General features: G+C 41.9%; 14 protein-coding genes and 1 other RNA gene. 8 read left to right on the top strand and 7 right to left on the bottom strand.

Annotated elements, in window-relative coordinates; genetic code table 11:
* The 3 genes from ACOVQQ_RS12155 to holA form a co-directional block, all read right to left on the bottom strand.
* On the bottom strand, positions 1-485 hold a 485-nt coding region (locus ACOVQQ_RS12155; protein ID WP_421818435.1), incomplete at its 3' end, for an ATP-binding cassette domain-containing protein.
* A 15-nt stretch (positions 486-500) separates the two neighbouring features.
* On the bottom strand, positions 501-683 hold the full coding sequence (locus tag ACOVQQ_RS12150; protein ID WP_094486076.1) for a CAL67264 family membrane protein: 183 nt from the start codon (positions 681-683) through the stop codon (positions 501-503).
* An 11-nt stretch (positions 684-694) separates the two neighbouring features.
* A complete protein-coding gene (holA, locus tag ACOVQQ_RS12145) occupies positions 695-1699 on the bottom strand; it encodes a DNA polymerase III subunit delta (RefSeq protein ID WP_421818434.1) in 1005 nt (334 codons plus the stop codon).
* 141 nt (positions 1700-1840) lie between these two features.
* Between holA and ACOVQQ_RS12140 the strand changes: the two genes are divergently transcribed.
* The 5 genes from ACOVQQ_RS12140 to ACOVQQ_RS12120 all read left to right on the top strand — a co-directional run bounded on the left by ACOVQQ_RS12140 (position 1841) and on the right by ACOVQQ_RS12120 (position 5732).
* Positions 1841-2194: a type I restriction enzyme HsdR N-terminal domain-containing protein gene (locus ACOVQQ_RS12140; protein WP_421818433.1), complete on the top strand. Its 354-nt coding sequence runs from the start codon at positions 1841-1843 to the stop codon at positions 2192-2194.
* Positions 2184-3197 (top strand): glycosyltransferase family 2 protein, encoded by a 1014-nt coding sequence (locus ACOVQQ_RS12135; protein WP_421818432.1) that lies wholly within the window; start codon positions 2184-2186, stop codon positions 3195-3197. Before ACOVQQ_RS12140 ends, ACOVQQ_RS12135 begins: the two co-directional genes overlap by 11 nt.
* A 70-nt stretch (positions 3198-3267) precedes the next feature.
* Positions 3268-4104, top strand: coding sequence for an OmpA/MotB family protein (locus ACOVQQ_RS12130; protein WP_421818431.1), 837 nt, complete (start codon positions 3268-3270; stop codon positions 4102-4104).
* A 152-nt stretch (positions 4105-4256) separates the two neighbouring features.
* Positions 4257-4835 carry a Crp/Fnr family transcriptional regulator gene (locus tag ACOVQQ_RS12125; protein ID WP_421818430.1) on the top strand — a complete coding sequence of 193 codons (579 nt, stop codon included), beginning with the start codon at positions 4257-4259 and terminating at the stop codon, positions 4833-4835.
* 219 nt (positions 4836-5054) lie between these two features.
* Positions 5055-5732, top strand: coding sequence for a type 1 glutamine amidotransferase domain-containing protein (locus ACOVQQ_RS12120; protein WP_421818429.1), 678 nt, complete (start codon positions 5055-5057; stop codon positions 5730-5732).
* A gap of 45 nt (positions 5733-5777) precedes the next feature.
* Here the strand turns inward: ACOVQQ_RS12120 and ACOVQQ_RS12115 are convergent, their stop codons facing one another.
* Positions 5778-6221 (bottom strand): META domain-containing protein, encoded by a 444-nt coding sequence (locus ACOVQQ_RS12115; protein WP_421818428.1) that lies wholly within the window; start codon positions 6219-6221, stop codon positions 5778-5780.
* Between the two features lie 131 nt (positions 6222-6352).
* Between ACOVQQ_RS12115 and ACOVQQ_RS12110 the strand changes: the two genes are divergently transcribed.
* Complete coding sequence (locus ACOVQQ_RS12110; protein ID WP_421818427.1) at positions 6353-6877, top strand: hypothetical protein; 525 nt, start codon at positions 6353-6355, stop codon at positions 6875-6877.
* Between the two features lie 335 nt (positions 6878-7212).
* Here ACOVQQ_RS12110 and ACOVQQ_RS12105 read toward each other — a convergent pair whose 3' ends face one another.
* Together ACOVQQ_RS12105 and ACOVQQ_RS12100 are read right to left on the bottom strand one after the other, a co-directional pair.
* Positions 7213-7794: a DUF4142 domain-containing protein gene (locus tag ACOVQQ_RS12105; RefSeq protein ID WP_421818426.1), complete on the bottom strand. Its 582-nt coding sequence runs from the start codon at positions 7792-7794 to the stop codon at positions 7213-7215.
* A gap of 81 nt (positions 7795-7875) precedes the next feature.
* A complete protein-coding gene (locus ACOVQQ_RS12100; RefSeq protein ID WP_421818425.1) occupies positions 7876-9288 on the bottom strand; it encodes an ATP-dependent DNA helicase in 1413 nt (470 codons plus the stop codon).
* Positions 9289-9405: 117 nt separating this feature from the next.
* Between ACOVQQ_RS12100 and ACOVQQ_RS12095 the strand changes: the two genes are divergently transcribed.
* Entirely contained in the window at positions 9406-10194 is a 789-nt protein-coding gene (locus ACOVQQ_RS12095; protein ID WP_421818424.1) for a DUF3822 family protein, read from the top strand.
* Entirely contained in the window at positions 10191-10739 is a 549-nt protein-coding gene (locus ACOVQQ_RS12090; RefSeq protein ID WP_421818423.1) for an RsmD family RNA methyltransferase, read from the top strand. The genes ACOVQQ_RS12095 and ACOVQQ_RS12090 overlap by 4 nt, the downstream gene beginning before the upstream one ends.
* A gap of 13 nt (positions 10740-10752) precedes the next feature.
* Here the strand turns inward: ACOVQQ_RS12090 and rnpB are convergent.
* Positions 10753-11079, bottom strand: an RNA gene (gene rnpB, locus ACOVQQ_RS12085) — RNase P RNA component class A.
* Between the last annotated feature and the right edge of the window lie 84 nt (positions 11080-11163).

Raw genomic sequence — 11163 nt, 5'->3', positions numbered from 1 at the left:
GTGCGCAACGCATCCATGGCAATTTCTAGTTTGGTATCAATTTCCCAAGCGTTTAATGCATCAATTTTATCTTGTAATGCCGCTTGTCTGTCCATTAATTGCTGCATTTTGGTTTCATTTTCATAAACCTCAGGCAACATAAAACTGTCGTTAATTTCGTTGTATTCGGCAAGTACAGCCATGGTTTCGGCTACTCCTTCGCGAACAATGTCAATAACGGTTTTATCCTCATCAAGTTGCGGCTCTTGTTCTAAATACCCTACGGTATATCCGTGTGCAAAAACTACATCGCCCTGATAATTTTTATCTACTCCTGCGATGATACGCAGTAAAGACGATTTACCCGAACCGTTTAAACCGAGAATACCAATTTTAGCTCCGTAGAAAAAGCTGAGATAGATGTTTTTTAAAACTTGTTTGTCGCTGCTACTGTAGGTCTTAGAGACCTTTTGCATGGAAAAAATAACCTTCTTATCGTCTGACATGTATAGTGTAATTAATTAAACGCGTCCTTTTAAGGAACTAAAAACCCAAGCATTGGCCCAAAAACCAAGGCCAACGGCCGCAAAACCCCATCCGGCAACTTCGTCGTAACGAAAAGCTCCTAAACCAATAAGTAAAATTCCCATCAGAATCATAATAAAGGTAGCCCAACCCAAAACGGTGTTCTTATTCATTCCCATATTTTTAAATTTTAGGCAAATATCTTAATCAAAAGCAGTTTAAACAAATCGCTTTCTTTAGCATTGGCTGCACCCACGCCTTTGCTCTGTAAATCAATATCGCGTAAAGCGGCAATCATACTGCTCACTTTTTTCATCGGATATACGCGGATGCCGTCAAAAAACTCGTCGACAAAATACGGCGAAACACCTAAAGCTTGCGCTGCCGCCGGTTTGCTCTTGTCTTTTAATCCGTGTAAAATCAGTAGCTGACTAAAAAATCTGTGCAATTGCGCTACGATGACCACCAAAGGCATGTCGTTTTTACTTTTGGTAAAATAATCAACAATCTGAAAGGCTTTGGTTGTGTTTCTCTGTGCAATCGCTTTTCGCAATTCAAAAATATTGAAGTCTTTACTTATTCCAACGTACAATTCCACATCTGCAGCAGTAACGGTACTTCCACTCGGAATATTCACTACCAGTTTATCTATTTCGGTTGCAATACGCAACAAATTGTTCCCTAAATTGTCGTTAATCATCGCAACGGCTTTAGGTTCAATTTGCAATCCTTTCGACTTTAGCAATTTCGCAATCCAGCTTTGCACCTGCGCATCTTTGAGCTTCTTGCTTTCGAGCACCACGCCGTACTTCTGAAAATTCTTGTAGAGCGCTTTTCGTTTGTCGACATCTTTACCTTTATAACACAAAACCAGCACCGTTGTAGGCGTGCAATTGGCCACATACTCTTCCAATTTATCGAGTTTGCCAGTAATGGCTTGAGCTTCTTTTACGATAATTACTTGTCGTTCGGCCATCATCGGATAGCGTTTGGCAGCTCCAACTAAATCGGGAACACTTACATCACGGCCGTACAAAACAGTTTGATTAAATCCGCGTTCGTCTTCAGACAACACGTGCTCCACAATGTATTCGGACACCTTATCAACGTAATACGGTTCCTCACCCATGAGCAAATAAAGGGGCTTGATGTCGCCCGATTTGATCGCATCAACAATTTTTAGTGCTTCATCCATTAAAGTCGGAAATTGAATTCGGGCTAATCTTCTCTTTATATTTGCGCCATGCAGCGACTCAATTTTCCACCCGCTCAGTTCAGGTTCAAAAATAGCGAAAATAAGACGCTTATCTTCGACCCTATTCGCAAAAAATTTATCGTGTTAACGCCCGAAGAATGGGTCAGACAGCACGTAATTGCTTTGTTGCAAACGCATTATCAAATACCAACAACATTAATTAGCGTTGAACGCCAATTGAAAATCAATCAGTTAATAAAACGATTCGATTTAGTTGTCTTCAACAAAAACGGCAGTATTTTTTTGTTAGTGGAATGTAAAGCACCGGAAATATCTATAAAGCAAGATACGTTCGACCAAATTGCTCGCTACAATCTGCATGTGCAAGCGCAACATTTATTCGTGACAAATGGCTTGGAACACTATTTTTGCAAGCTCGATTACGAACGCGAACGTTTTGAATTAATTCCCGATTTACCTGCCTTTGGAAGCTAAAGAACTTTTATCGAAAACGGCCGTCGTTGTTTTGAATTACAACGGAGCGAATTTATTGCGCCAATTTCTGCCTACGCTAATTAGTTGCAGCGATTCGGCACGAATTTATGTGATCGATAATGCTTCCACCGACGACTCGGTATCGCTATTAGCGACAGAATTCCCTGCTGTAGTTTGTATCAGAAACGCCCAAAACCTAGGCTTTGCCGGTGGTTATAACGAAGGCTTACGCAGCATCGATGCCTCGCTCTTAGTTTTAATTAATTCTGATGTTGAAGTAACTCCAAATTGGTTGCAGCCGCTGGTTCGCGCTTTCGCGGAAGAAGAAAAATTGGCAATTGCGCAACCCAAAATTCGCGATTTCAAGAATAAAGCTGCATTTGAATATGCCGGAGCTGCAGGCGGATTTATCGACAAATTTGGATTTCCGTATTGCCGCGGCCGGTTGTTTGATACCGTGGAAATTGACGAAAACCAGTATTCCGACGGAACGCCGATTTTCTGGGCAACTGGAGCTTGTTTTGCGATTCGAAAGAAAGTATTCGACGAACTTGACGGTTTTGATGCCGACTTCTTTGCACATCAGGAAGAAATAGACCTGTGTTGGCGAGCATTTAATCGCGGATTTGAAGCCCGATACCTACCCGATTCGGTAGTTTTTCATGTTGGCGGTGCAACTTTAGCGAGCGGTTCGGCTCGAAAAGTGTTTTTAAATTTTAGAAATTCGCTGTTAATGCTGCTAAAAAACGTTCCGCAAGGCATGTTGTTCGAAGTGTTGTTCTTGCGTTTGGTTTTAGACGGAATTGCCGCAATTCGTTTCTTGACTTCCGGTGAATTTTCGAAGTTCCGCGCAGTAATTGCCGCACATTTTGCCTTCTACGCCAAGTGTAACCAAACATTTAAAAAGCGAGCCAAACACTTGCGTACGGACTACTTTTCTAAAAAATCGATTGCTTACGCATACTTCGTTCAAGGAAAACGCCGTTATAGCGATATATCTTAACAATAGTTTAGGTATCCTTTTCACGTTACTTTTTAACATTTGAGTATATCTTTGCCCAAAATCTAAATTGATGAAGAAGTATATTTTTGTTTTAGCATCGCTTGCCGTATTGAGCACATCATGCGGAACGAAAAAGAAAATCGCCGCGTTAGAAGCGAAAAATAAGGAAATTCAGGACCTTTTGAACTCGACTACCGTTAAATTAAACATGTGTATGTCTGAAAAAGATGCCTTGGCTACGCAAGTTGATTTCTTGAAAAAGAACAACTCTGAGTTAATCTCCAATATCGGAAACATGACTACGCTTACCGCGAAAGGTGCAGAAAATATCGAGAAAGCGTTGGAAACCATCAAAGAGAAAGATCTTAAGATTACCCGTATGCAAGACGCACTGACTAAAAAAGACAGTGTTACACTTGCCTTAGTTACGAGTTTGAAACGCGAGGTAGGCATTTCTGATCCAGACATCGAAGTGAATGTGGAGAAAGGCGTGGTTTTCATTTCAATTGCCGATAAGTTATTGTTTAAAAGCGGTAGTTACACCGTTACCGATCGCGCTAAAGAAGTACTCACTAAAGTGGCAAAAGTTATAAACAGCAAGCCGGATTTCGAATGTATGGTGGAAGGACATACCGACAGCGTACCTTTCATTGGTAACGGCGTTTTGCTCGACAACTGGGATTTGAGCGTAAAACGTTCTACATCGATTGTTCGTGTTTTAACTAAAGAATTGGGCGTAAAACCTTCGCAACTTATTGCGGCTGGTCGTGGCGAATATATACCGTTGGTTGACAACATCAATGCAGAAAACAGATCTAAGAACAGAAGAACTCGAGTGGTAATTCTTCCAAAAATCGATCAGTTTTACGACATGATTGAAAAGGAGATGAAGAATCCAAAAAATTAATAAGCAAGCTTAGAGCGTTTAAAAGCTGTCTGTTTAGGCAGCTTTTTTTATTCGGAACAGAATAAGATTCGTAAAATTGAAAATTGTGTACGTCGACGTAGCTAAAAGTCGTAACAATTAGCTTACAGATACTTACAAAAATCCAGAATAAAATGAGTTCCATTTTAAGAAAACACATCGAACGTATTACACCTTTAACGGATAGCGAATTCGACTACGTACTTTCGCATTTTTCGCCGAGATCGTTCAAAAAACAGCAGTATCTTATTCAAGAAGGCGAATTGGTGCAGAACGATTTTTTCGTACTAAGTGGATTAGTAAAATCGTATTACACCAATGCCGACGGCAAAGAACATTTAATGCAGTTCGGTATGGAAGATTGGTGGATTACCGATTACCAAGCGTATTTTAATCAGCAGCATGCGCAATTAAACATCGATTGCATTGAAAACACACAAGTTCTTTGTTTATCGCTGCACAATCGTGAGAAACTGTGCGCCGAGCTGCACAAAATGGAGCATTTTTTCAGAAAAAAGTCGAATGCAGGGTACGTAGCCTTGCAACGACGCATTTTATCGCTGCTTAACAACAACGCTCAAGAGCGCTACGAGTCGTTGCTAAAGTTGTATCCAGAGCTTTTCCAGCGTGTTCCGAAAACCTTAATCGCTTCGTATTTGGGTGTATCTCGCGAAACCTTAAGTCGTTTTTCCTCAAAAGCAGACTTAAAATAAACAGACGATAAGCTTACCTGTGATTTACATCACAAAAAAGTTGTGATGTAGGTCATTTCTAGCTTCTACGGATGTTCCGAAATTTGTCTTGTTGAATATTCAAACAAACATTAATTAATAACTACAATGAAACAGCGGAAATTTATTACGCAGGTTTTATGCTTGGTATTATTGGCGATGAGCGCCGCGGTACCGGCACAAAAATTAAAATCAAAGAAAATGAATAAGAAAATTTTATTTGTGGTAACTAGCCACGACAAATTAGGGGAAACAGGTGAATCAACCGGTTATTACCTTGGTGAAGTTTCGCATCCATGGGCAGTTTTAACAGCAGCGGGTTACGAAATTGATTTTGTGAGTCCGCTCGGTGGAAATCCGAAATATTATGGGAATAATCCGGAAGACGCAGTAAATCAGCAATTCTTGGCCGACGAAAAATATCAGAAAAAAATTCAAAACACCTTGACGCCTGAGCAGGTTCGAGCCGAAGATTATGCAGTGATTTTGTACGCCGGAGGTCATGGTACGATGTGGGATTTTCCCGACAACGCGGCTTTGGGAAAAATTGCACAAGAAATTTATGAAAACAACGGCATTGTTAGCGCGGTTTGCCACGGACCCGCAGGATTGGTAAACATAAAACTGAGCAACGGCAAGTATTTGGTTGACGGCAAGAAAATTAATGCTTTTACCAATGAAGAAGAGGCTGCTGTGAAGCTAGAAAACGTAGTTCCGTTTAGTTTGGAGACAAAATTAATTGAACGCGGGGCGAAATTTGAAAAGTCTGGACTTTGGCAAACGCATGTAGCTGTTGACGCACGTGTAGTTACAGGGCAAAATCCGCAATCGGCACATGCCGTAGGCGAGGCTGTTTTAACCGAGCTTAAAAAGCTGTAACGAACAAAAAGAGGTATAAAAAGGGCAGCTATTTGGCTGCCTTTTTTAATTAGATATACGTTTAAACGACATGATTCGCTGCGTTTTTATAAACAATTCGAGTTCGTTTTGCTCGTCGATGCGGTAGCTTGTAATTTGCCCCAAAAGTTGCATAAATACTTTTTCGCCATCGGAGCCACAGGCTATTTTGGTGCTTTTTACCTTTTTGATGAAAACCGTGAGCGAGAGTCGGTTTGAAAAAATGGGTCCGTTAAAGGTATTGCAACCGTTAAATCCACTAACTGTTTCGTTTTCAATATCAAAGCTTACTGTTGGTCGTTTTGAAGGAAACAGACCGTCGATCGTACTTTTTTCGTACACCAAACCAATAAGTTCCCAATTTCCGGCGAGCGATTGTTGCACTTTTTTCACTTGCTCTTGCGTTCCGTAGCAAGCAGAAAACAAAAACGAAATTGCGAGAATTAGGCTAAATCGATACAGGTATTTCATTTCTTTTTTTGCCAAAGATAAATCATAAAAAAAGCTGTCGCAGCTTACTTAAATTTTTAGCTAAAATACTACGACAGCCTCTTGTAAAATAACCAACGATGCGTGTATTTTCGCGAGGCAAAAAGAAAAACATGAAAATACTTGAAATAGGATCGCGCATTGAGCATCCGGAATACGGGAAAGGTGTAATTACCAATGTAAGCAGCACCGAATATTGGGTAACTTTTATTGAGAACGGTTTAGAAACCATCCCTTTAACCGACACCTTTACCGTAATTGAAGCGGTAGAAAACGAGGTAGATACGATTAGTTTTTACGAAGTAGAGCGCACGGTTCGCGAGATATTGCGCAAATGGGCCGACGTGGGCGAAGTAGTTGCCATTGGCGATAAGTGGAAAGGTGGCAAAATGATCATGCAACCCGGAACGGCTGGCTTGGCCTCTAAAGAAGTGCCTATTGATACGTTTTTCCATAAAATTGTGATGCTTCGCGACCGTTTACGCGTGATGGAGCAGAAAATAAACTCAAGCAATTTGGAAGAAATTGAAAAAATTGAATTGCAGCAGTACATCACCCGAATTTACGGAACGTTAACTACATTTAATGTACTGTTTAAATCGCCGAACCACAATTTTGTTGGCGAAAAAACGAAGTAGAAATATTTTTGGTAACGATTTTTGCGTTAGCAATTGCAGCGAAAACCCTTTGGTTGTAAAGCGGTTACAAAAGTAGTGCGGTGCGGGCGACCAACGGAAGCCGCCGCCGCACGTACTTTTGACCGTTTTACAAACAAAGGTTGTAGCGAAAAGTGCGACCGGCAATAGCTTGGGCTAGGCATGGTAATTGCCGGGAACGCCCCACCCCAAAATAAAAAAGACCGGACACAAAATGCCGGTCTTTCCCCCAAAAACAATTAAAACAAATTGATTAGCAACACTTTCCGAAGAAAGCTCCCCAGTTACTAATCGTTCGCCCTAACACAAAATTTATATCATCGTTGCGAAACTTCATTTTTTAACCTGATGTCCACCAAATGCGATTGCAGTTCTGGTAAAGCACGACCTGCTAATTTCTGTAAATCAGACTTCGACGTGCTTGCCGCAAGTTTCTCCGCAATCAAAACCGTTTGCGTGTGCGAATCGCGCAGCGTTTTAATAAACGTAGCTTCGAAACTCGACGCATTTACGCGGTACAACTTCTCGATTTGCGCTTTTCCATCGTCTGACAAAGCATTCGGAATCGTAATTCCCTCTGCGGTTGCAGCAGCGTGAATGTCGTCGTTAAGCTTTTGATGCGCTTTCAGCAACATATCCACTTTCTCACGTAATTCCGTTTTCGCTGAACGACGGTCGGCCAAACGCAGCATTTCAAGTTCGACCAAATTAATGGCAGCCCACTCGACTAACAAAGATGCATCGGCTGTGAGTTGTTCCGAATTTTGGAACTTCTCTGCGTTGATTTCCTTTGCCAATACTACCGGATCATCAGTTTTTTTGCAAGAACATAAGATCAAAGAAATACAAAGCCATGAACTCAACAGCACTTTTCTTGGTTGCACCAAAGATCGGCTCATGTTTTTTCTTTTAACAAAGATGTCTCTTCTATAGTTCATAAACTTTATAAAATTTCATTAGATTTTTACATGATTTCAAAGCTAAACGCTAAAATATTCGTCCGGAAAGTTTAGCAAATACAGCTTTTCTTTAGCTCGAGTAATGGCCGTATACAACCAGCGGTAATACGGAATCGACACGCCTTCAGGAAGATACGGCTGTTCTACAAAAACCCGACTCCATTGTCCGCCCTGTGCTTTGTGGCAAGTCATCGCATAACTGAACTTCACTTGCAAGGCGTTAAAATACGCATTCTCCTTCATCTTCTTGTAACGCGTGCTCGGACTGTATTCCAAATAATCTTCTTCAACTTGGGAAGCAAAATCGCGAAACTCGGCTTGCGTTAGTGCGGGAGACTCACTTTGCAACGTATCGAGCATCACCAAACATTCAAAGGTGTCGGATTGCTGGTAATCGAGAAACTTCACTTTTACTCTTGCAAATTTTTTGCCATAAAGTTCTTCTTCCTTAAAAATCTCAAGTACTTCAACAATATCACCGTTTGCAATGAAATCTTTACTGGCATCGTCGGCCAACCAATAATAATTGTTTTTAACAACCATGAGTAAATCGCCAGTAGCAATTTCGTGATCGCGCATCAAAATACGGTTCCGAATTTGGTTGTTGTAGGCATTGGCCCGTTTGTTGGAGCGAACAATAACAATCGATTCGTCGATTTCCCGCTCGTTAAATGCACTTTCAAAAGCGTCTTGTATGTCGTACGGATCTTGCAAACGCACAATATCCGGAAATCCGGAAATTTGGAACTGAAACGTACTGAGTTCTTCGCTCTTAATCAGATTCCGAATACCGGTTGCATTCATCAAAATACCCGAATCGGTTGCCTGTCGCATAACTTCGGTCAGCTCCGTAATTCCCACACCTGCAGCAAAATAAACGGCTAATTTTTCCGGATCTAAAGCCGGTGATAAATCGCTGTGTACGGGCGGTAACTGCGCGGTATCGCCAACAAAAAGTACCGCACAATGGTCGGCGCTGTACACAAACGTCAGCAAATCGTCGAGCAAACCGTTGCCAACAGCTTCCGAACCTGCGTCCGACAACATCGAAGCCTCATCAATGATAAACAACGCGTGCTGCCATTTGTTTTTCATCAGCGTAAACGCATACTGCCCGTCGGTTACATTCGGGTAGTAAATACTGCGATGAATGGTGGCGGCATCTTTTCCAGAATAGCCCGACATCACTTTTGCAGCACGTCCGGTTGGCGCCATAAGCACCACATCTTTATCGATCGACTCAAAAAACTGAACGATACTTGCAATCAATGTTGTTTTTCCCGTCCCTGCATAACCTTTAAGCACAAATGCCGATTGTTGCGATTCGCCACTCAAAAATTGAGCAAACGTCTCGAAGAACACCTGCTGCGAAGGCGTTGTTTCAAAAGGAAAAAAGGCTTTAAGCCGCTGCGCTAAAATAGAGCTGTTTTGCATGGGCGAAGGCAATTGAAAACAATTTGCAAAAGCGATGGTTGATTGCTGTCCAAAAATAGCGGAATATCTCGGGCTGCTGCACGAAAAATCGTAAGTTTGCGCAACTGCTTATTAACCATGACGCAAGGTAACCAACTGAATTTAATTGTAGGATTAAACGGATTTTCATTTTTAGTGGTAAATCCGGAAAATAAAGCGTTTCAGGCGCCAACACAGGTCGACTTTGCCGTAGCCGGCTACCGAAAAACCACCGAAGAACAGTATTGGGAAGCGTTCCTGAAATATCCGGAGTTAACGCGCAACTACGAGAAAGTGACCATCTTTCACAAAAACGCCTACGCCACTTTTGTCCCTAACGAACTCTACGACGAGGGTCAGCCCGAATTATACCTGCAATTTGCGACCAAACTTTTCGAAACCGACTCGTTCGACATCGACGAAATACCCGAGCTTGGCGTCAAAAACGTTTTTGTGCCTTACGTACACATCAACAATTTTCTGCTCGATCAATTCGACACCTTCGAATACCACCATTTCGAAACGGCTTTATGCAAGCAATTTCAGCAAATAGCCGCCCAACGAAGCGATAAGTTGGCTTTGGCATACGTGGATAAAAACCTGTTTTCGCTTTATGTGTTTCAAGGCAGTAACTTGCTGTTTAACAATACGTTTGAAATATTAAAACCAGCCGATTTCGTCTATTACTTGCTATTTACAGCCGAGCAATTAGAACTGGATCCCGAGCAATTTCCCCTGCAACTTTTTGGATCAATCTCCGAAGAATCGCCCTTCTACCAATTGGCCTACCAATACATTCGAAACATCGAAGTCGCAACTGTTGTAACCGCTTCGCAAAGCCTTTCACAACTCGAAGCACGTGCATTTTTCCCTATTTTAAACGTATGAGAATAGTTTCCGGAACTTTTAAAGGTCGGCGTATCCAAGCGCCAAAAAACTTACCGGTGCGCCCTACGACCGACATGAGTAAAGAAGCGCTTTTCAACGTTTTGAATAACCGCTATCACTTCAGCCAGTTGCGCGTACTCGACTTATTTTCGGGCACCGGCAATATTTCATACGAATTTGCTTCGCGCGGCAGCCAAGAAATCACGGCCGTTGATGCCGATTTCAATTGCGTAAAATTCATCAAAGCCACCAGCGCAGGATTTGAGATGGATTTAAGCGTAGTAAAATCCGATGTGTACAAATTTTTAGAAGCAAACAAAACGGTGTACGACTTAATTTTTGCCGATCCGCCGTACGATTTCTCCGAAAAACAATTTCTTACGATTGTCGATTTAGTTTTTGAAAAACAGTCGCTAGAATCAGAAGGTTGTTTAATTATCGAACACAGCAAACATACCAAGTTAGATGTGCATCCCAACTTCGTGGAAAAGCGTGCCTACGGAGGTTCTGTATTTAGTTTTTTCGAAAATCTCGAAGCCGAATAGTAGCGGAAAAATTAAAAAAAGCAGACCTATAAGCCGGATTCTGTCAACTTCCAAACGGAAGCAGCCTTATCATTTATCTGGATTGGCGGTTACCCGACAATTCTAGCTTTCTACCCTTCAGCCTCAGGCGAGAAACCTTTATCGCTTGCGCGAAAGCTGATATACTTGAAATTTCACCGCATAGAGTTTACCTGATTTCACTACAGCTTAACCTGTACATCCTTTCTGTTGCACTTGTCCTTCCCGATTGCTCGAGCGACGGGCGTTACCCGCTATGCTTCTCTGTGGTGTCCGGACTTTCCTCCCCTGCCTAAGCAAGAGCGATAAGGCGGTCTGCGGGCGCAAATATAGCGCTACTAACACATTTTCCATCCGATTTCCCTAAAGAAATAATGCTCCGTTCTTGTCTATTTCCATTTGGGCG

It is taken from the genome of Flavobacterium sp. (genome assembly GCF_049240005.1).
Lineage (GTDB): Bacteria > Bacteroidota > Bacteroidia > Flavobacteriales > Flavobacteriaceae > Flavobacterium.
The sequence above is the reverse complement of the archived record's forward strand: the minus strand, read 5'-3'. Positions and strand labels throughout refer to the sequence as shown.

Bases quoted from the DNA above. Each gene is read 5' to 3' on its own strand.
- ACOVQQ_RS12150 (WP_094486076.1), bottom strand. From the start codon at position 683: ATGGGAATGAATAAGAACACCGTTTTGGGTTGGGCTACCTTTATTATG.
- holA (WP_421818434.1), bottom strand. From the start codon at position 1,699: ATGGATGAAGCACTAAAAATTGTTGATGCGATCAAATCGGGCGACATC.
- ACOVQQ_RS12130 (WP_421818431.1), top strand. From the start codon at position 3,268: ATGAAGAAGTATATTTTTGTTTTAGCATCGCTTGCCGTATTGAGCACA.
- ACOVQQ_RS12125 (WP_421818430.1), top strand. From the start codon at position 4,257: ATGAGTTCCATTTTAAGAAAACACATCGAACGTATTACACCTTTAACG.
- ACOVQQ_RS12120 (WP_421818429.1), top strand. From the start codon at position 5,055: ATGAATAAGAAAATTTTATTTGTGGTAACTAGCCACGACAAATTAGGG.
- ACOVQQ_RS12115 (WP_421818428.1), bottom strand. From the start codon at position 6,221: ATGAAATACCTGTATCGATTTAGCCTAATTCTCGCAATTTCGTTTTTG.
- ACOVQQ_RS12110 (WP_421818427.1), top strand. From the start codon at position 6,353: ATGAAAATACTTGAAATAGGATCGCGCATTGAGCATCCGGAATACGGG.
- ACOVQQ_RS12105 (WP_421818426.1), bottom strand. From the start codon at position 7,794: ATGAGCCGATCTTTGGTGCAACCAAGAAAAGTGCTGTTGAGTTCATGG.
- ACOVQQ_RS12100 (WP_421818425.1), bottom strand. From the start codon at position 9,288: ATGCAAAACAGCTCTATTTTAGCGCAGCGGCTTAAAGCCTTTTTTCCT.
- ACOVQQ_RS12095 (WP_421818424.1), top strand. From the start codon at position 9,406: ATGACGCAAGGTAACCAACTGAATTTAATTGTAGGATTAAACGGATTT.
- ACOVQQ_RS12090 (WP_421818423.1), top strand. From the start codon at position 10,191: ATGAGAATAGTTTCCGGAACTTTTAAAGGTCGGCGTATCCAAGCGCCA.